Origin of the sequence: Paenibacillus sp. N3.4, assembly GCF_008017805.1 — a bacterium.
Taxonomy (GTDB): domain Bacteria; phylum Bacillota; class Bacilli; order Paenibacillales; family NBRC-103111; genus Paenibacillus_E.
Window position 1 is genome coordinate 24,633 of record NZ_VRTT01000061.1, and the last position, 19,564, is coordinate 44,196.

At 40.5% G+C, this 19,564-nt stretch carries 16 protein-coding genes and 3 pseudogenes; 14 read left to right on the top strand and 5 right to left on the bottom strand.

The features are described 5' to 3' along the window. Window positions 1-115: 115 nt before the first annotated feature. The gene (locus tag FU659_RS25175) at window positions 116-376 is read left to right on the top strand and encodes a formate/nitrite transporter family protein (protein WP_261808045.1); all 261 of its coding nucleotides are present in this window, start codon (window positions 116-118) and stop codon (window positions 374-376) included. On the opposite strand, the pseudogene FU659_RS38985 reads toward FU659_RS25175, so the two are convergent. Beyond that, window positions 287-523, bottom strand: a pseudogene (locus tag FU659_RS38985) (transposase); the annotation flags it as partial. The gene FU659_RS25175 and the pseudogene FU659_RS38985 sit on opposite strands and share 90 nt — an antisense overlap. 324 nt (window positions 524-847) lie before the next feature. On the opposite strand from FU659_RS38985, the gene FU659_RS25185 reads away from it, so the two are divergent. From FU659_RS25185 to FU659_RS25195, 4 genes are all read left to right on the top strand, one after another. Next, the gene (locus tag FU659_RS25185; RefSeq protein WP_222708639.1) at window positions 848-1,222 is read left to right on the top strand and encodes an HsmA family protein; all 375 of its coding nucleotides are present in this window, start codon (window positions 848-850) and stop codon (window positions 1,220-1,222) included. A 219-nt stretch (window positions 1,223-1,441) separates the two neighbouring features. Then, window positions 1,442-1,639, top strand: a complete 198-nt coding sequence (locus FU659_RS36515) for a cation-transporting P-type ATPase (protein ID WP_222708638.1) — start codon at window positions 1,442-1,444, stop codon at window positions 1,637-1,639. Then, window positions 1,618-3,756, top strand: coding sequence for a magnesium-translocating P-type ATPase (mgtA, locus tag FU659_RS25190; protein ID WP_261808046.1), 2,139 nt, complete (start codon window positions 1,618-1,620; stop codon window positions 3,754-3,756). Before FU659_RS36515 ends, mgtA begins: the two co-directional genes overlap by 22 nt. Before the next feature lie 404 nt (window positions 3,757-4,160). Next, entirely contained in the window at window positions 4,161-4,697 is a 537-nt protein-coding gene (locus FU659_RS25195) for a hypothetical protein (RefSeq protein ID WP_147950080.1), read from the top strand. 65 nt (window positions 4,698-4,762) lie between these two features. Here the strand turns inward: FU659_RS25195 and FU659_RS25200 are convergent. Next, a pseudogene (locus FU659_RS25200) lies at window positions 4,763-4,975 on the bottom strand (DDE-type integrase/transposase/recombinase); the annotation flags it as partial. Between the two features lie 832 nt (window positions 4,976-5,807). Beyond that, window positions 5,808-5,954: pseudogene (locus tag FU659_RS38995) on the bottom strand (DDE-type integrase/transposase/recombinase); the annotation flags it as partial. Window positions 5,955-6,376: 422 nt separating this feature from the next. On the opposite strand from FU659_RS38995, the gene FU659_RS25215 reads away from it, so the two are divergent. The 5 genes from FU659_RS25215 (at window position 6,377) to FU659_RS25235 (ending at window position 12,277) form a co-directional block, all read left to right on the top strand. Continuing rightward, window positions 6,377-7,333, top strand: a complete 957-nt coding sequence (locus FU659_RS25215) for an ABC transporter permease (RefSeq protein ID WP_397356500.1) — start codon at window positions 6,377-6,379, stop codon at window positions 7,331-7,333. Further along, window positions 7,327-8,211 carry a carbohydrate ABC transporter permease gene (locus FU659_RS25220; RefSeq protein WP_147950082.1) on the top strand — a complete coding sequence of 295 codons (885 nt, stop codon included), beginning with the start codon at window positions 7,327-7,329 and terminating at the stop codon, window positions 8,209-8,211. The genes FU659_RS25215 and FU659_RS25220 overlap by 7 nt, the downstream gene beginning before the upstream one ends. A gap of 109 nt (window positions 8,212-8,320) precedes the next feature. After that, window positions 8,321-9,889 (top strand): type 2 periplasmic-binding domain-containing protein, encoded by a 1,569-nt coding sequence (locus tag FU659_RS25225; protein ID WP_261808043.1) that lies wholly within the window; start codon window positions 8,321-8,323, stop codon window positions 9,887-9,889. A gap of 80 nt (window positions 9,890-9,969) precedes the next feature. Continuing rightward, entirely contained in the window at window positions 9,970-11,874 is a 1,905-nt protein-coding gene (locus tag FU659_RS25230) for a PDC sensor domain-containing protein (RefSeq protein ID WP_187274386.1), read from the top strand. Further along, window positions 11,867-12,277, top strand: a complete 411-nt coding sequence (locus tag FU659_RS25235; RefSeq protein WP_147950085.1) for a helix-turn-helix domain-containing protein — start codon at window positions 11,867-11,869, stop codon at window positions 12,275-12,277. The genes FU659_RS25230 and FU659_RS25235 overlap by 8 nt, the downstream gene beginning before the upstream one ends. 608 nt (window positions 12,278-12,885) lie before the next feature. Here FU659_RS25235 and FU659_RS25245 read toward each other — a convergent pair. Then, window positions 12,886-14,436: a response regulator gene (locus FU659_RS25245; protein ID WP_147950086.1), complete on the bottom strand. Its 1,551-nt coding sequence runs from the start codon at window positions 14,434-14,436 to the stop codon at window positions 12,886-12,888. Then, complete coding sequence (locus FU659_RS25250; RefSeq protein WP_187274387.1) at window positions 14,429-16,171, bottom strand: cache domain-containing sensor histidine kinase; 1,743 nt, start codon at window positions 16,169-16,171, stop codon at window positions 14,429-14,431. Before FU659_RS25250 ends, FU659_RS25245 begins: the two co-directional genes overlap by 8 nt. Before the next feature lie 427 nt (window positions 16,172-16,598). Between FU659_RS25250 and FU659_RS25255 the strand changes: the two genes are divergently transcribed. The 4 genes from FU659_RS25255 to FU659_RS25270 all read left to right on the top strand — a co-directional run. Further along, window positions 16,599-17,474 carry an ABC transporter substrate-binding protein gene (locus FU659_RS25255; protein ID WP_147950088.1) on the top strand — a complete coding sequence of 292 codons (876 nt, stop codon included), beginning with the start codon at window positions 16,599-16,601 and terminating at the stop codon, window positions 17,472-17,474. Further along, window positions 17,471-17,926, top strand: a complete 456-nt coding sequence (locus tag FU659_RS25260; RefSeq protein ID WP_147950089.1) for a hypothetical protein — start codon at window positions 17,471-17,473, stop codon at window positions 17,924-17,926. Before FU659_RS25255 ends, FU659_RS25260 begins: the two co-directional genes overlap by 4 nt. A gap of 1 nt (window position 17,927) precedes the next feature. Continuing rightward, on the top strand, window positions 17,928-18,869 hold the full coding sequence (locus FU659_RS25265; protein ID WP_147950090.1) for a carbohydrate ABC transporter permease: 942 nt from the start codon (window positions 17,928-17,930) through the stop codon (window positions 18,867-18,869). 15 nt (window positions 18,870-18,884) lie between these two features. Continuing rightward, window positions 18,885-19,564 (top strand): carbohydrate ABC transporter permease (locus FU659_RS25270; protein WP_147950091.1); only part of this gene is annotated, 680 nt, incomplete at its 3' end.

Below are 19,564 nucleotides of genomic sequence, written 5' to 3' on the forward strand. Positions count from 1 at the left end.
ATGCGCGGCTTTTTGGGCGGGGCTTATATTGCCTTAGGCTTTCTGCTGTATATCAGGGTTTAATTTATGATTAATTACAGTGGGGAACCTCATAGGAGCTGTGTTCATCGCTTATGTGTTCAGACATCTGGTTGGTTTAACCGAACATGGCGTATATGTAACAAAGCTTGTAAAGCTTGTCCAAGCTAAAACTGTAGAGCCGTTTTCAGTGGCGCTCTTATCAGGTATTGGCTGCAACTGGTTAGTAAGGCTTGCAGTACTCTGTTATAACTTAAGGCAAAGACGATTAATAATTTGCTTTGACCGCAGTTCGTATTTCCTCGACCGTAGCGAAAAAAACATTATAGATGACCGACCTTTTCAACCAAGCCCATAAGCCCTCAATTCAGTTTAACTGCGGACTGTAGGGAGGCAGAAAAACGAGTTCAAGTTGCTGCACATGAGCTTTCAGGAACGGTTGGATCAGTTTTGCATGATGGATCCGGGTGTTGTCCAGAATCATCACGGTCTTTCCTTCAGGATATTTGGCAACGATGTTTTCCGGAAATTTTCTTTCCAATAGATTTCACCTGCTTCATAGTCGAGTGTGCCCATCAGTTTTGCATCAGGATGTTTTCCGTAAGTTGGAATTTCTGTTGCCCTTCGGAAACCACGTATTTGCTAAGACTTGATAATCTCGAATCATCATTCATCTTCAAACAGGTATAAACTAATTGGTTGTCACTGTGATTTGTATCACATCTTACTGAACCTCATGACCTATACAATGAACACATATCAATTTTCAGTGGTTTGGGAATGATTAAATATTAAAATAGGAATCTGAAGGGGGGAGTAAGCTATGAGTATGCTACCGTACGCCGTTATATTAATTACTCTTGCTTTGGTGTTCTACACCATTGGGGTTTGGGCGGAAAATATCCAGGGAGTTTTGAAAAAATGGCATCTAGGAATGTTCTGTTTAGGGTTAGTATTTGATACATCTGGTACTTATGTCATGGGGCAACTAGCGAAGGCAGGTTCAAATCAAAATGGTTCCTTTCATCTGATTACAGGGGCGCTTGCACTTATTCTAATGCTGATCCATGCCATTTGGGCATTTATTGTTTTGTACAAAAATGCCAAGCAAATGTTGCAAAAATTCCATAAGCTCAGCGTGATCGTTTGGATCATCTGGCTGATCCCATTCTTATCAGGAATGATCTATAGCATGCTTAAATAACGGATTCGATGAACCAAACATCATAAAAATCAAAGATAGAGCTGACGATTCCAAATGTGATCATAAATTTGCAATGAATTTGATATCCAAGCGTCGCGATTTATCGATCATATCAGAATCCAAGCAGGGAGTTAGTTGTAGTCCGTTTCTTTTTTCCAACTTACTGGTTCGATTTATATTCGATCGGGATTGCTCGTAAATAAATGGGGAGGTTAATGTATGAATAATCCGCTACAATCATTTTGGAGTCAATCAGTTGAGGTACTGTTAAAAAGCCTTGAGACAACCTCTCAAGGCTTAACGCAAGATGAGGCTGCAAAACGATTAATTCAATATCGTTCGGATTTAATCAAGCCTCAGAAAAGGTTCGATTTGTTATCCCTTTTTTTTCTCAAATTAGAAGTCCAATCGCGTTGATTCTTCTCATAGCGGCAATCTTATCGTTTTTTTTGCATGATTATACGGATGCGATTATTATTTTGGTGATCGTTTTTATCAGCAGTTTCCTTGGTTTCCTGCAGGAAAGAGGAGCAGCTAACGCAATGAATAAATTATTGGCTATTGTACAAATCAAAGCCAATGTGATACGTGATGGAAAATCGCTGGAATCTCCTATAAATACACTGGTTCCTGGCGACGTGATCCAATTGCATTCCGGGGATGTTCTTCCAGGAGATTGCCTCGTACTGGAGGCCAATGTATTGTTTGTAAACGAAGCTGCCTTAACCGGGGAAACCTTTCCCGTAGAGAAATCTCCAGGCGTATTGGAAGAAGATACAGCTCTAGCACAACGCATAAACACTCTCTATATGGGGACCAATGTAGTAAGCGGTACGGCTAAAGCTTTAATCATCCGTATAGGTAATAAAACGGAGTTTGGGCAAGTATCCGAACGTTTAAAGCTTCGACCTGCGGAAACAGAATTCGAGCATGGTATCCGTAAATTTGGCTATATGTTGATGGAAATAACGTTAATCTTAGTTTTCGCAATCTTTGCAATAAATCTATTTCTGGATCGACCGGTTCTGGATTCTTTTTTATTCTCATTAGCATTAGCTGTAGGTCTGACACCGCAGCTACTGCCTGCGATCATCAGCATTAACTTGTCCTACGGCGCCAAACAGATGGCAAATAATAATGTTATCGTGAAACGGCTCGCCTCTATTGAGAATTTTGGCAGCATGAATGTACTCTGTTCCGATAAAACGGGTACGCTAACCGAAGGTACAGTGCAAATAGATTCGATTGTCGATGCGAATGGCGCCTCCAGTGAAAAGCTGGAGCTGTATGCGTATCTAAATGCACACTTTGAAACGGGTTATTCAAACCCAATCGATGAAGCAATTCTGGCCCACAAAAAAATAGATATTAGCAGCTATACGAAGCTGGACGAAATACCTTATGACTTTATGAGAAAACGTTTAAGCATTCTTGTCTCAGAGGATAATGAACGCCTTATTGTGACGAAAGGCGCATTGCAAAATATTTTGGACATTTGTTCTTTCATCGAAGCGGCAGATGGAGCTCAAACGGCGATTGCCCCAGAGAAGGATCGTATTGCAAAACAATTTGAAGAATACAGCCAAAAAGGACTACGGACTTTAGGCATAGCAGTTAAACGGAAAGTAGATTCGGAGAAAATTACTAAGGATCAGGAGAAGGATATGGTGTTTCTCGGTTTCCTGCTGTTTAAAGATCCGCCCAAGCCTGGAATCCCCGATACAATTAAGCAATTAAAACAGCTTGGCATTGCTTTAAAGATAATAACGGGTGATAACCACCTGATTGCCGCTAATATTAGTGAACAAATCGGCTTGGTTCACCCAAAAGTCCTGCTTGGCAAAGAGCTTGCCGCGATGAGCGATGAAGCTTTAATGCATCAAGTAAATATCATTGATGTATTTTCTGAAGTTGAGCCGAATCAAAAAGAGCGAATTATTCATGCAATAAAAAAAGCAGGTAATGTAGTCGGCTATATTGGTGACGGTATTAACGATGCTTCAGCTCTACACGCTGCAGATGTCGGTATTTCCGTTGATAGTGCAGTTGACGTCGCCAAAGAAGCAGCGGATATTGTATTACTTGGCAAGGATCTGAATGTACTAGTTCGAGGGGTTCAGGAAGGTAGAAAAACGTTTGCTAATACGATGAAATATGTTTTTATGGCGACAAGCGCTAATTTTGGAAATATGTTTAGTATGGCTGGAGCCTCACTATTTCTCCCTTTCTTGCCTTTGCTGCCTAAACAAATTCTATTGACTAACCTACTTACAGATTTCCCTGAGATGACCATAGCTTCGGATAATGTAGATTCTGAAATGATCGATAAACCGCGACGTTGGGATATTAAATTCATTCGCAAATTTATGATCACATTTGGAATCGTCAGCTCTATCTTTGATTTTATGACGTTTGGAGTTCTTAAATTTATGCTTCATGCGACGCCTGAACAATTTAGAACGGGCTGGTTCATCGAATCCGTTATTTCAGCATCGCTGATGTGTTGGTTATTCGCACCCAAAAGTCTGCATTGAAAAGTACACCTTCGAAACCACTCATTTTTGCTACCTTGGCTATTATGGTTGCGACACTCATCTTCCCATTTACATCCATTGGCAGAATTTTTGGATTTACCTCAATCCCAAACGAAATTCTTGTAGCAGTTGGTCTCATTATCGTTCTATATATCCTCACAGCGGAATACACAAAAAGAATTTTTTACAAAAGGATGAGAATGTAAATAAACGGGTTATGGAGCAAATAATAAATTACATTATACAAAAACTCAGGGTTATCAAACCGCAAATATTCTTCTGATTGGATCATTCTATTCTTCCCTATCTTTACAATTGGTTTGAGAAACACCAACATCCCAAAAGAACCAAAACGGAAACGAAAGAACCCCTAATATATAAGGCAGATCAAGGAGCGAATGGTTATGAAAAATACGGTGGAAAATGATGGGTACGTTACTGAACCGATGAACTCTGGTGAATGGTTGCAATTTGTCAACCGATTGGAGAAAGAGCATGCTTTTTTGGCGCAGGAGTTGAATCAATTTTATACTACCTTACAAACCGCTAATGGTAACAATAGTCAAGACGAAAATGGGTGGATAGACATGATCCCTGCCTTACGGAGGCTAGTGCTTGGTTACACTTTGCAATTGGGCCAGCACTTGGAGATGGAAGAGCAAATTTTACTGCCTGCGATGGAATTGTATTGCAAAGCGGAACATACCTATCCATCCGTTCGGTTTTCCTCCTTGTTGATGGAACAACATTTTCACTCAGCGCGCGCTTACTTTCCGATGTTCATCGATCAAACGAACACACCAAAGGAATGGTTATCTAGAAATGAAGTTAAAAATATGGCTACTTACTTGCGCGAAGGGCTTATTATGTTGGCGGAATACTTCAAAGTTGAACAACAATTCGTCTTGAGGCAAGCGGAACAAATGATAAAAGATATGTGAGGCATAAATGGGTCTTGGTGCAACATTAAAACGGATCAAAGACAGTCATCATATTTGTTGTTTGACTATGCTATCAGCCCAAACATTTTATTGATCAATTCAACTGCAGAAAGGACAGACGAATGATTGCATTCGACCTGTCCTTTCTTTATCATATGCATGACTTCTATCCCAACAATTGTTTTCTCCGCAGTACTGAAAGACTTGAATCCCAGCATTGGTTTAATAGCTTTCTTTATGAATCGCTGATCTTGTTCAATAATATTGTTTAGATATTTCTGTTATCGTAGTAATGCTTCCTGATTCATAGCTTTCTCGTCCTTCAATTACTGGACTGCGATAGGGTATCGACCGTGATCACGCGCGGCGATTGATTGTAAGGTGAAGTCAACGCTTTCTTGAAAAAACGTTTGGCTACCATCTTACTGTTAGCAAGATAACCTCTGATTCATACTGCTTCCATTTAATAAAATCTAATTCCATTTTTAATGTAACTGCTCCATCTCATGTATTCATTAAAATCAATTTATCATGTATTAGAGCTTTGCACCACAACCCGACTCTTTTCCTCCTCCATCCCGACTCCTGGGAAGATGAAGGTATTGACTCTTGAACAGCAGATTCCATTGAGTATCCTTCTTTCTTTTATCCAATATCTTTGGTTCAAGGCAACATTATATATAGGCAGTAAGTAATCCGTGACGTAAAAGGTCTTTAATCCATTCAGTATCTTTCACATCCGTCTTTCTACCTCTTGTTTGCTGCTCTGACATTACCCTTTCAGCTCCTCACCGATTGATTCGTAATCACTTTTAGATATATTTCGTAGGCATCCGTCCATTGGTCCGCATCTTCAGCCTCATATCGATCAGGAGGAAAAGAATCCATAACGATCGGGTTATCCAAATGCAGGGGGGGATGCTAGGGATGTTGACTTCAATGAGCTTCAAATGCAATGAAGTAAAAAATAGCGTTAGCCAGCAAACATAGCGTTGGTTCTCTTGACGACGCATTGTAAATAATTGATAGCGTTATCATTTAATGAAAATCTATTTAAAGGAGACCGATATTTGCTGGGTTTTTATCCAAGGTGATTACACGTGGGATTTAAGTATGTGGAGAGGACAAAGCCCTTGTAAAGAAGCGCTTATCCCGATTTTTAGATAACATGAAATCAATGGTTTTCCCCATAGAATCAACCGCTCTGTATAAATACTTCCACTGACCTTTAACTTTGATGTAGGTTTCGTCGTTCCTCTAAGAATCGTTTGTAGGTTTCAATAAGGGACGCATTCGTTTGTCGATTTCGGGTCCAAATTCATGGGCCGATCTCATAATCTTGTATGGGAAATCCTTAATCCTCAATCAAATACCATCTCACCGTAAGTAAAATGATTGCCGATTCATATTGCTTCCATTTAAATAAATCCAATTTCGTTTCCAAAGCAAGTCGCTCCACAACCGAAAAAACCTTAATCAATTATAAAAATTGAATTTCTAATTCGGTAGCCCAGATTTTGCAATACTCATGCCTCCGAACCCGCGCCGTTCCAGCATTCTGTAAAGAAAAGCAGATGTGAGAAAAAAATGCCGATGGACGTTGAAAGCGCTTTGTTTTATCGTAAACGGCAAGGGAGTCCAACACCCGAACAACTATACGGAAAGGATGGTGTATCTATTTGAAGCATACTACGCTGGCAACGGCTCCGGCAAAAACGGCAGCGACCCGAAGGTCCCCCTTCGTATCCTCGATGCGCAAGCATTGGGATTTGTACGCGCTCTTATTACCGGTGATAATTTATTTCATTATTTTCCATTACATCCCGATGTATGGCGTACAAATCGCGTTCAAAGAATTTATCGCCTCTAAAGGAATTAATGGCAGCCCATGGGTCGGTTTCCAGCACTTCGAGAGGTTTTTCGACGGCTTTTACTTCTGGCGGGTGATTCGAAATACGCTTGGAATCGGTCTGTACGAGCTGATCGTGGGCTTCCCGGTACCGATTATTTTGGCGCTCCTCATAAACGAGGTTCAGTCAAAATCGTTCAAGAAAACGGTGCAAACCGTCACCTACGCCCCCCACTTCCTGTCCACCGTCGTTATGGTCGGCATGCTGCTCATCTTCCTGTCGCCGCGCTACGGCATCGTCAACACCCTCATCGAATGGTTTGGCGGGGATCAAATCGCCTTCTTGACGGAGCCCGGCTGGTTTAAGACGGTGTATGTATTTTCAGGCGTCTGGCAGCAGATGGGCTGGAGCTCGATCATTTATTTGGCGGCCTTGACCGGCATAGATCCTCAGCAGCATGAAGCGGCTAAGGTCGACGGGGCAAGCCGTTTGCAGCGAATATGGCATGTTAATCTGCCCGGCATCTTACCGACCATCATCATATTACTTATCTTGAACGTTGGATCTATCCTGGCCGTTGGCTTCGAAAAAGTGTTTTTGCTGCAAAATCCGCTCAACATGGAAGCGTCTGACATCATCTCTACTTACGTATACCGAAGCGGGATCTTGGAAGCACAGTACAGCTTTTCCGCTGCTGTCGGTCTGTTCAACTCGGTTATTAATTTCTTCATGCTCGTGACCGTCAACTTTATTGCCCGAAAGGCGGGTGAAACGAGTTTATGGTAAAGCAATCGTTCGGAGACAAAATATTCGTCTTTATCGTGCACGCTTTGCTCGTACTGGTCCTGATCACGGTCCTGTACCCGCTCGTATTCGTGCTCGTCGCTTCGATCAGTGACCCGGGCAAAGTCGTGAACGGCGAAATTTGGCTATGGCCGGAGGGCATTACGTTTCACGGCTATGAGAAAGTGTTTCAAAACAAAGATATTTTGACAGGATATGCGAATACAATCCTTTACACCTTGTTAGGGACATGCGTCAATCTCATCATGACGATATGCGCCGCCTATCCACTATCGCGCAAAGAGCTTTACGGACGCAGCTTCGTTACGGCGTTGTTCGTATTCACGATGTTTTTTAGCGGCGGGCTTATTCCGACGTATTTGCTTGTCAAAAAGCTCGGCATGGTGAACACGATGTGGGCGCTTATCATTCCGAATGCGGTGGCTGTCTGGAACATTATCATTATGCGCACGTTTTTTCAGCAAAGCATTCCAGGAGAAATTCAGGAATCGGCGCAAATTGACGGCTGTAACAACCTTCAAATATTGCTGCGTATCGTCCTGCCCTTGGCGCTTCCGATCCTCGCCGTCATGACGTTGTTTTACAGCGTAGCTCATTGGAACTCTTATTTCAATGCTCTTATTTATTTGACGGGTCGTGAGAAGTATCCGCTGCAGCTCGTGTTGCGCGAAATTTTGATCCAAAGCAACATGAAAGATATGGTCGCAAGCGGGGAAGAATCACTCGCAAAAAGCGTTATGGAAGCTGAATCGATCAAATACGCAGTCGTGATCATAGCCAACCTGCCTGTACTGATGATGTATCCGTTCCTGCAGCGGTATTTCACCAAAGGTCTTACGATCGGTGCGGTGAAGGGTTGATTATTTTTTTTGAAAATAAATGGTATTTTGAAAGTGGAAATATACAGCAAAAATTGGAGGCCAATCACATGACTCAAAAAAAAATGTCACCATATTATTATCGTTCGTTTTGTCGATCAACTTGTTGTCCGCTTGCTCCGGAGGCGGGGCGAAAAGTCCTGGCGATACGAAAAAACCAGAAGCGGGAATTAGCACAACGGGAATGCCCATTGCACCCGAAAAAATAAACCTGAAGATGATCGCCGGTAAAGCACCTACGACCGCTTCCAATTGGAACGATGTCATGCTTTGGCAGGAGTACGAAAAACTGACGAGCATTCATGTCGACTGGGATATGATTCCGGACGAAACCTTGACGGAAAAGCGCAACATCATGCTCGCTGGCGGGAATTATCCCGACGCCTTCTTCACTGCGGGAATTCCTACGCCGGACTTGCTCAAATACGGATCACAGGGCACCTTCATCAAGCTGAACGATCTAATCGACAAGTATGCACCGAATATCAAAAAGCTTCTGAACGAATATCCGGAGGTGCGCAAAGGGCTAACGATGCCGGACGGCAACATTTACTCGTTCCCAACGGTGTTCGATCCCAAGTTTACATCGGTGCTTAGCGGTGGTAAAGTATGGCTCAAAAAAGAGTGGCTAGACAAGCTCAACCTGAAGGAACCGGAAACGACCGAAGACTTTTACAATATGCTGAAAGCGTTTAAGGAAAAAGACCCGAACGGCAACGGCCAGGCGGACGAAATTCCATTCCAGAGCGTTGGCTTGCCCGGCATCATCAATTATTTCAAAGGCGCCTGGGGACTCGGCACACGAGGAATTCTCCATGCCAATGTTGACGTGGATACCTCAGGTAAACTAAGATTTATTCCAACGGATCCAAAATACAAGGAAATGCTGCAGTATGTACAGAAGTTGTATAGCGAGAAGCTGATCGCCGAGGATATTTTCACGATCAAGTCGAACCAGTTTTATGCGACTGGCTCGAAAGGCTTGTACGGCGCAATCCGTACGACAAGCCCGCAGACGCTGATGAATCAGCCGGGATACATCGGCGCTAACGCGTTGAAAGGGCCTCACGGCGATCAGGTGTACACGGCCGTCGGATCCCCTTTGGCCGATCCAGGGGCATTCGTCATCACCGACAAAAACAAGCATCCCGAAGCGACCGTACGCTGGATGGACTATTTGTATGGTGAGGAAGGCAGCAAAATGTTCTTCATGGGCTTCGAGGGCAAGTCGTATGAGAAGACACCCTCTGGCGAACTGCAGTACACGAAGGAAATTACCGCCAATCCGGGTGGCTTAACGTTCGAGCAGGCGCTTGTTAAATACGTCGTATGGCCGGGCGGCGGCTATCCAAACATGGTGCAGCAAAAGTTTTTCAAAGGCGCCGAATCACTGCCGGAGTCGATCGCAGCGGCGGAAAAGTTCGTGAAGTATATACCGAAGGAGATCTGGCCAACGTTCTCTTATACAGCCGAGGAAAATCAGAAGATGGCCGCACTCAGCGCCGATATCAATACATACGTGACGGAGATGAACGCCAAATTCGTCACTGGCAAAACTCCTTTCTCAGAGTGGGACAGCTATGTCGAAACGTTGAAAAAAATGAAGCTGAACGAATATATGTCCATCTACCAAGCCGCATACGATCGATATAAGAAATAATGGCTTCCAGCATCTGACCCGACAGGGCCAGCGGGAAGGTAACCATCGTATAGGCATCGTTCGGGAGGGAGGGGTTGCGGTTGATCCGGAGTCAACGATTTTACCACTTTTTGTTCTCCTACATTTTGCTTGTTGTCCTGTTGCTTGTCGCCGTAAGCAGCGTCGTGCACCGGAGCTTTTTCGAAACACTGCGCAGCGAGGTGGAGGAATCGACCGTAGCTTCTCTCGCCCAGTTTCGAGATGCCGTCGATTTGCGTGTACAGGAAATGAACCGACTCGCCTCCCAATTGTCCGCAAATCCGCAGCTGATGCCGTATACGGCAACTGACGGCGGTTACGGCTCGCTTCAAGCGGTAGCCGAGTTGGAGCAGTATTTGTCTACGAACCTGTTCATCAATGACGTTGTTCTCTATTACAAAAAAAACGGTGTTCCGAAACTTTACGCCGCCAGCGGGACGTACGATATGAACTTGTTTTTTGAAGACATTTACCGATACCGCAACTGGAGCTCCTCTGAATTCATCCGAACGGCCGATACTTTGTCCACTCCTTTCATGCGTCCGGTAGAACCGTTATCGTTCAACCGCGTCGCAGAACAACGCGTTGCTACGTACATGGCGCCGATCCCGTTGAATGCGGAAGTCCCTTATGGCGTTGCGCTGTTTCTTATCCGCGAGGAAACGCTGGCCAGTCTTGCTAAAGGCGTTCTGACCAAATCGAGCGGTATCCTGTTTATATTGAATCAAAAAGGGGAAGTTATATTTCGGCAGGAGAGTGGGGTGTCCGAGCAAACTGGGGATCGTTTGCTTGGAGAAATCCGCAAGATCAATGGACAATATGGTATTGGCCAGGTGTCAACGAACGGACGGGAGTTTTCTTTGCTAACACAACAGTCGAGCTTGCAGGATTGGTCCTACGCGGTTGCGTTGCCAAACGACCAATGGATGGGCAAGGTTTCCAACATACGAGGCATCTTTAATACGACGGTTGTTGCCGTGTTTCTGATCGGGGTTGCGATGGCGATCGGATTCTCGATCCAACATTATCGTCCGTTGAGCAGGCTGGCCCAAATCGTATCGAGCCAGTATCGGTTGGGATTATTCCACAAATCCGGCGATGAGATCGACTACATTTCACGTGCTGTCGGCCAATTGGCGGAGGAGAAGGAGAACTTGCAGCATCGGCTTCGCAGTCAAAGCCGGGCGCTTTCGGAACAAGTACTGATCTCCCTAATCAAAGGGAGGCTGAAAACAAAAGCAGAGATCGACGACATGCTTCAGTTTTCAAATCTGAGCCTTGACAAGCCTTATTACGCCGTTATGTTGCTAAGAATCGACGATTACGCCTCCTTCCGCAAGCAAAATTCCGGTCGGATGCAGGAACTGCTCACGTACGGCTTGATCAAGGCGGTCGAGGAGCTGTCTTTGGAGGCGGGAAGCGGCTTCGGCACAGAAATGATAGACGGTCACGGTATAGTGTTTCTCGTGAGCCTGAACGAAGGGTTCGACGATCCGGAAGTGCTTCGGGAGCTGGCCGAGAAAGCGAGATCGTTTTTCAAGCAATACTTTCGCCTTACCGTTTCGATTGGGCTCGGTGGTATTTATGATGAGGTGGCATCCATTTCCAGGTCATACGTGGAAGCAACCCATGCATCCCGGCATCGATTCGTGCAGGGCTGCGACAGAGTTTTCTCCTTTGACGAAATCGGCCCGACTCAAACGAACGATTATGTTTACCCCGTGGAATGGATCGACCTGTTGGTCAAGGGGATTAAGCAAGGTAACGTCAGTCAGGTCGAGCAAGCGGTGCGGGGCGCGTTTAGCCACATCACGGAGGCGAACATCTCTGTCGAAGCGTCGGAATGTATCTGCTTCGATATCGTCAACAGCACCATCAAGACGGTCATCGAGCTCGAGCTTGAGCTCGCGACCGCCTTGATGAAACGCTGCAGCAACTGTTCGTACCCCGCTGCGAGACATGGATGAGTTGGAGCATCTTGTCGTCGGCATATGTCTCAAAGTTTGCAAATATGTTACAAAGCAAAAAGAAAGTAAAAACGTCGTCCTGCTGGAAACGATGACAGCTTACATTGAGCGTAAATACATGGATCATTCGCTCGACCTTGAAACGATCGCTGGGAAGTTTGGACTCTCCGGTTCGTATGCGACTCGGTTTTTCAAGGATCAAACGGGCTGCTCGCTTATGCGCTACATCGACTCACTCCGCATGGAGGAAGCGAAGCGATTACTAAAAACGACCGAACTGGCCCTCAAGGAAATCATGGAAGAAGTCGGCTATGTCGATATAACGAACTTCATTCGAAAGTTCAAGAAGGTCGAAGGTGTGACGCCGATCCAGTACCGCAACCTTACCAGAGGCACAGTATGATTACCGTGCTGCTGCTTCGTCACACTTCACCTAGTAAGAAATAGAATGTACAACTTAACCTCATGTGTTATGCAGTTGAAGATAAATTCTGGTAATACCTCCGGAAAGTGCTCACTTACAAGAAATATTAGAAGCACATAAACTCAATATATCAAAGAAGTATGTTTTATCAATTTAAGGCATCTCAGTAATTAATAGATAATTGAAAAAAACACGATACTTAAAAATTTATATCGTGTTTTTTTTGTTTTATTCACGAAATTCTGTGACAAAACAATGGGTATCTGAGTACATGCATTCTCCAGCGGACGTCGTCTGCCGAGTGAATACACACGACAGGCTACCGTCTTTCAAAGGTTACGTATCATGATGAGGGATCCGGAATTTTGGGTAACGGATAGTGTCCGACTGCAAAACCGGATTATCCGCTGGTTGGATATTAGGTTCCCCGAGTATACCTCGGTATTTAAAGACTGGACCTACAAACGTTCCTTGGCTACTATTAAAAATTTCCCCACTCTCGTTTAGAATCTCGTGGGTCTGGATAATTAACTTTAGCATTTTCGGAAACTTTGAGGCTTTAGAAGGTGTTTATGGATATGGTGAGTTTATCTTCTGCTATAATCCTTAGGACTTACACCAGTATATTTTTTGAAAATAATAGAAAAATATGAAGGATCAGGAATTCCAACCTCTTCAGCTACTTCATAAGTTTTCAAATCAGTAGTGCTTAATAGTTCTTTAGCCTTTTCTAAACGAACTTTATTAATAGCTTTAGTAACGGTATCACCGGTTTCCTTCTTAAATAGCCTACTTAAATAGCTACTATTAGTGTGTACATAGTCTGAAAGTATCTTTAGTGTAATGGAACTTTTATAGTTTTCATTAATATACCTCATAGTTTTTATGATTATTAAATTATTTTGTTTTGTTATGATGGCTAGCTTTATTGAAACCTCAGAAGCTAGTTCAACTATTAGCTGGGAAAGTTTTAAAGCTGAAGTACAAGCTACTATTTGTTTATATATAGGTTGTTCCTCCTTTGTGAAGCTGGAAAAACTTAAATTATAATTTGAAAGCAAAGCTTGGAAAGCAAAACAAAGATTGATGCCCATATTTTTTATATAGTCTATAGGCTGCTTAGTAGCTCTTAGCTTTTCAAATAGTTCAGAAATAAGTCTAGAAAACTCTGGTCCATTTCCTACTTTAATCTCATCTAGGATATTCTCTATAGAAGTATTTGTTGAAAATTTTTCTTCATGGCACAAGGAATTGACATAGTTTGAATATATACAAAGGCTATTTTCAGTTTTGTTATAAAACCTAGAAGAAAGAGAGATACTAGTTTCTTCATAAGCTGTTTTAAGCTCCATAATATTTAAGTGAGGGTTACTAATTCCAATAGAAATAGGGGCGCTTATAAAGCCTTCTAGAGTTCTAAGAATTTCTGAACATAGCTCAAATAGGAGATAGGAATTTTCATCCTTAAAAGAGATTAGGGTACCTAACTGGCTTTCCTTCAAGCAGACAGTATAAAAAGTATAGTCCTTGAAAACTAAGCTAATCAGCTGTTTTATATCTTCAACATTTGTATTATGGATTTCAAATAAAAGTACATAATAGGAAGTTAAATTTAATTCGAGCTCGTTAGCTTTGTCAGCAATAGCGCTGTTTGTTTTTATTACTCCATCAAAGACATCCTTAATAAATTTTTCTCTTAAAGCTTCTGAGTAATCAATAATTTTATTTTTAAGCAAGCTAAGGCTATAATCTACTTCTACTGCAGCAAGCAGCTGTGCCTTAGCTTTTGTTACTGCAGCAATCAGTTGCACCGGTTCTGTTGGCTTAAGGACAAAGTCTACTACATTATATTTAAGGGCAGCTTGAGCATAGGAGAAGTCAGTATAACCTGTTAAAATTATGACCTTTATCGGCAGAACCTTTTCGTGAATATATTTTGCTAATTCTATTCCATTCATTCCAGGCATTTTAACATCTGTAACTATTATTTCAGGAGCTAGCTCTTGGATTTTTTCTATAGCCTCTAACCCATTAATTGCCTCTCCAACTACTTCACAGTCTGCAGAAGCCCATGCTACAAAATTAACTAAACCAAGTCTGATAGCACGTTCATCATCTACAATTAATACCTTATGCATTATTAAGTTCTCCTTTATCTAATGGAATTCTAACTATGACTTCAGTTCCTTTACCTAATTCACTGGTGATATTTATTCCATAGTTTTCACCATACAAAAGCTGTATCCGTTTATTTGAGTTATATAATCCTATACTTACATGTTTTTCACTTTTTAAGGTAGTAAGCTTATTTGTTTCAAAACCAGCTCCATTATCCAGTATTTCAATTTGTATTCCCTCAGAATAGAACCTAAAGCTAATAGTAAGCAAGCCCTTGCTAAGTTTCTCTTCAAGCCCGTGGATTATTGCATTTTCTACTAAGGGCTGAATACAAAGCTTAGGAAGATAGTAGGATAAAATGGAACTGTCATCTACATTAACCTTACTTTCAAACCTATCTTTGAAGCGGCTATGTTGGATGGAAAGGTAAAATTGTATATATTGGAGCTCTTCTTCTATGGTTATTTTTTCCTTGCCACTAAGGGAAAGGTTAGCGCGCAAAAAGGACGCTAAGGGGGAGATAATTTCGTTTATTTCTTTATTTTCTGTGGCTCTAGCATGCCAGCTAATGGTATCTAGTACGTTAAAGAGAAAATGAGGATTTATTTGCGCTTGTAAGGACATTAATTCAGCTTTCGTTAAAAGTAATTGCTTTATATATACATCATTTATAAGATACTGAATTTCATCTGTCATTTTATTAAAGGTTTCTGATAATTGCCTAAGCTCTAAAGCTTTATAACTAGGCATTTTAGTTGCATAGTTTCCTTTTCTAATATGATTTATATTCTTCATTAAATCCTTAATAGGTTTGGAGATTTTAGCTGAAAGCAAAATAGTAAGCACTAAGAATAGTAGTAGAATTAGAGCGATTACTTCAATATATCTTAAAAGATCCTCTGAAAACTTAGAAAATACCTGCTTTTTAGAGACAGAGATACTGGAGATAAAGTTATATTTTTCTATTGGTTTAGCCATGGTCAAATAAATTTCTCCCTTACTAGTTACTTCCTTTAATTCAGTAGAAGAGCCCTCGTCTAGGTTAGCATTTATTTTCTTGCCTAGCATACTAGTGTCGGTATGAAGCAAAACTTCCTTGTTTTTATTAACAAGGATGGCTTGGGCACCTTTATATTGAGTAATATCTTTAAAGTTTTTCGATAGAATTTGCACATCTATGGCAAAAATAATTGTGCCAATATGCTCTAAAGAGTATTCACTTTTCATGTTTTTAACTAAGTAAAGGGTTTCATCTTTTTCAGTAGGGGGTATTATTTGAGTTGCCTCAAGCTGTAAGGAGCTTTCCTGGTAAGCCCTTACATTATGTTGAAGAGAAACCTCCGTAGTTAAACTATTATGTTCAATGTGGTAATGGGCGTTTTTACTATCAAATATATATACAGATTTTATTAGCTGTGCATCCCACAAGTAGTTATAGATAAGTAAATAAGACAATTGTTTTTCGATATTGGTTTTTTGCATGGCTTGATGAACTTCCTCAAAGTTTGGAGATTCTTTATCTAAATTATCTCTAATTAAAGGGTTGGACATGAAAAATAGTAAGGTTGAATCTATAGTATCAAATTGCGCTTTCAGATTATTATTGGTTTGATTTAAAATCTGAGAAAGTTCCCTTTCTGCATTAGATCTTAGGGTATTTGACATCGTAAAATAAAAATACCCACCAGTTACAGAGGTAATAAGTATTACAATAAAGGTTATAAGAAGAAAAAGCTTAAATCTAATAGTATTCATAACAGCACCTCGCATAAGGAATGCATAGTAATTCGACATAGCTTTTACCAATCCTTTTTCCTTATAAATAGGGTAAAATTAATAAAAGAAAGTAAAAATAAAAAAATTTTTTATTTGTAAGTAAAGGTCTACTGAATTTTCAAAAAACTAGGCAATAAAAGTAAAAGTTTAAAACATTTTACTCAATTAACTTAAGGCTTAAAATTTTCTATAATAAACTCAACTTGAAAATATAGGGGGATACAGATAAAACAAACCAGAAAAAGAATCTTAGCAGCATTGGTTTGCTGAGCAATGACATTAAACTTAAGGGGTTGTTACGCAAAAGACGGACAGCGCTTTCATTTGTACAGCGCTTATCCTCAGAAAATGAATAATGGTTCTGGTTGGCGAGAACCTGAGACTGAAAATATAGGAGGAAATATAAATGAAACAAACGACAAAGAGAATCTTAGTAGCAATGGTTTGCGGTGTAATGACACTAAACTTAATGGGTTGTAACACTAAAACGGAAAGTGCTTCCACTAGTACAGCTACTAGCACAAAAAAACAACCTGTAACCCTTAAAATAGCTACTTATTGGGTAGGTACTTTACCAGAGGCAGCTTTCTTTAAAAAATTAGTAGAGGAATTTCCAAAATCAAAATTGGGAGAGGGAGTAACCCTTGAAGTAGAAGAAATACCAGGAGCGGATGCTTATGCTCAGAAGATGAAGCTGCTAATTTCATCAGGAGACCTTCCAGATATAATTCAAGCCACGGGTGCTAATTACTTAGATTTAGCTGTAAAATCAGGAAAAGTAACGGATTTGACACCTTACTTTAATGCAGATGAAGACTGGAAGGGTTTATTTGACCAAAAGTCATTAGATTATAACTCTAGAGATGGCAAGATTTACGGAGTTCCTTATACTAAGGAAGTTGGTACTATGTACTATAATAAAGAATTGTTTAAAAAAGCAGGTATAGCAGAATTCCCCAAAACCTGGGATGAGTTTTTTATAGTTTGTGAAAAGCTTAAAGCAGCTAATATTACTCCAATTGCCTTGGATACCGCAGAGTATGGATGGTTCACTTCCTTAATGCTTTGCTCCATGATTGGCACTAGTGGAACAAATGGTAACAAGTGGATGAATACGGCCTTTCCTAAAGACTATACTTCTCCAGAAGTAATTAGTGCGTTTGCAAACATTCAAAAACTGTTCAAAAACTATACAACTAAAGATGCAGTAGGTGGAAACTGGGTAGTTCCTACAAATCACTTTGAAAAAGGTGAGGTGGCTATGATTGCCAATGGACCATGATGGTACCAGATTTTAAAGATACTACAAAGGTGGAAGCTGGTTTCTACGATAAAGTTGCAGTTGCACCCTTCCCAGGTGAAGGTATAATTTCAGTTCCACAGTTTGGTGAAATGATAGGTGCTAAGGACAAAGCCAAAATAGAGGCGGCTATAAACTTTGAAAAATTCAAGACCTCTATGGAAAATCAAATAGAATACATGAAAATCACTGGAAATATTTATGAGTCGCCAAAGATTCCAGCACCGACTAATATCATAAAAGACAATCCATTACTAGGGGATATTATTGATCTTAGCAGCAAGATAAAAACAACCTATGGAGAAAACCAAGCTTTATGGTATCCAAACACTTTAGACGCATTAAGTAATCTGCTTCCAGACCTTGCTTTCGGAAAGTTAACGCCTGAGGATATGGCAAATAAAATCACAGAAGTAGCTCGAAAAAATAAATAATATGAATTTAAATAAGGATAAATCCTCATGGAATGTGGGGATTTATCTTTTAGAGGGAAGGATTTATGTGGTTAAAAATAAAAATTTTTGGGTGATTGCTTTTATAGCTCCCACAGTATTGCTTTTTACTATAATTTTTGCTCTCCCATTAGTAACTGTATTTGTTACAGCCTTTTGTAATTACACGCCTTTTCAAAGCCCTGTATTTGCAGGTATAGATAATTTCAAAACTTTGTTTATAAACAATAGCGACTTCTGGAAGGCCATAAGTAACACTACAATTTGGATCCTGCTTCAAACCACCCTATCTATTTCATTCGGAATATTAGTGGCACTTTTACTTTACAGAAAGCCTTTTGGCTGGAAATTTGTAAGAGCTTCTTACATGATTCCCAATATTATACCTACTGCAGCTACAGGCCTAATGTTTTATCTATTACAAAATCCAGATTTAGGCATTGTAAAAAGTATTTTTGTAGCCTTAGGCAAGGGAGATTTAACTCCAAACCTATTTGGCAATAGCAGCTATACTTTTATAACGGTTACCTGTACTTGGATCTTCTATTCAGCCTTTAATACAATACTAATCATGTCCGAAATAGGTACCATACCTACGGAGGTTTTTGAATCTGCAAAAGTGGATGGGGCCAGCCGCTTTCAGGTAGATTTATTTATAACCTTACCAATGTTAAGAAATATATTAACTACCTGCGTTATTTTGGCTGCTGTTAGTATGATATCTCAATTTGATATTTTATATATAACTACCAAGGGTGGGCCAGATAATACCACTTTAAATTTACCAATTTACCTCTTTAAAACTGCAAACTTAGAAATGAATTATGGCTTGGCTAATGCTATAGGTGTCGTTCAAATTATCTTTGGCTTATTTTTAGTATTCTCTATTGGTAAAATATTTAAATTCGGTAAAAAAAATGAATAGAAGGGAGGGCTAAAAATGTTTAAAAGTTTTGTAATTGTTCTTATAAAATATATAGTTTTGTTATTTTTCGTAGTTATTTCTATAGGACCGATACTATGGGTAATCCTAGGTTCCTTTAAAACTCATAAAGAATTATTTGGAAATTCGGCTTTTTCTATTCCTAAGCAATTTAGTTTTAGCAACTATGAGAAGGCCATGTCTATAGCACCTGTAGGAAAGTTCTTTACAAATTCTCTACTTATTTGTGGAATAAGCACCTTGTTAAGTGTGATTATAGTTTCTTGTTGCGCCTATGTGGTGGCAAGATTTGATTTTAAATTTAAAGGTCTTTTGGTGCTGCTAATATCTTCAGTACTATTAATTTCAGCGCAATCCATATCCCAACCAATTTTTGTTTTATTTAAAACCTTTAATTTATTTGACACTAAAACAGGACTTATATTAGTATATTTAGCCTTTAGTATACCTGTAACCTTTTATATTATGAGAAGCTATTTCCTCAGCATACCGAAATCCTTAGATGAGTCGGCCTACATAGATGGGGCTGGTTTCCTTAAAACTTATTTACAAATAATACTCCCATTGGCAAGGCCTGGTGCTGCAACTGCAGCTATACTTCAGTTTATAGGCTCTTGGAATGAATTCTATTTTGCCTTAATTCTAACCAGCGGAAATAATGCAAGAACCGTCCCAAT

Bases quoted from the DNA above. Each gene is read 5' to 3' on its own strand.
- FU659_RS25265 (WP_147950090.1), top strand. From the start codon at position 17,928: ATGAATTTAAATAAGGATAAATCCTCATGGAATGTGGGGATTTATCTT.
- FU659_RS25245 (WP_147950086.1), bottom strand. From the start codon at position 14,436: ATGCATAAGGTATTAATTGTAGATGATGAACGTGCTATCAGACTTGGT.
- FU659_RS25260 (WP_147950089.1), top strand. From the start codon at position 17,471: ATGATGGTACCAGATTTTAAAGATACTACAAAGGTGGAAGCTGGTTTC.
- FU659_RS25250 (WP_187274387.1), bottom strand. From the start codon at position 16,171: ATGAATACTATTAGATTTAAGCTTTTTCTTCTTATAACCTTTATTGTA.
- FU659_RS25185 (WP_222708639.1), top strand. From the start codon at position 848: ATGCTACCGTACGCCGTTATATTAATTACTCTTGCTTTGGTGTTCTAC.
- FU659_RS25235 (WP_147950085.1), top strand. From the start codon at position 11,867: ATGGATGAGTTGGAGCATCTTGTCGTCGGCATATGTCTCAAAGTTTGC.
- FU659_RS25255 (WP_147950088.1), top strand. From the start codon at position 16,599: ATGAAACAAACGACAAAGAGAATCTTAGTAGCAATGGTTTGCGGTGTA.
- FU659_RS36515 (WP_222708638.1), top strand. From the start codon at position 1,442: ATGAATAATCCGCTACAATCATTTTGGAGTCAATCAGTTGAGGTACTG.
- FU659_RS25195 (WP_147950080.1), top strand. From the start codon at position 4,161: ATGAAAAATACGGTGGAAAATGATGGGTACGTTACTGAACCGATGAAC.
- FU659_RS25220 (WP_147950082.1), top strand. From the start codon at position 7,327: ATGGTAAAGCAATCGTTCGGAGACAAAATATTCGTCTTTATCGTGCAC.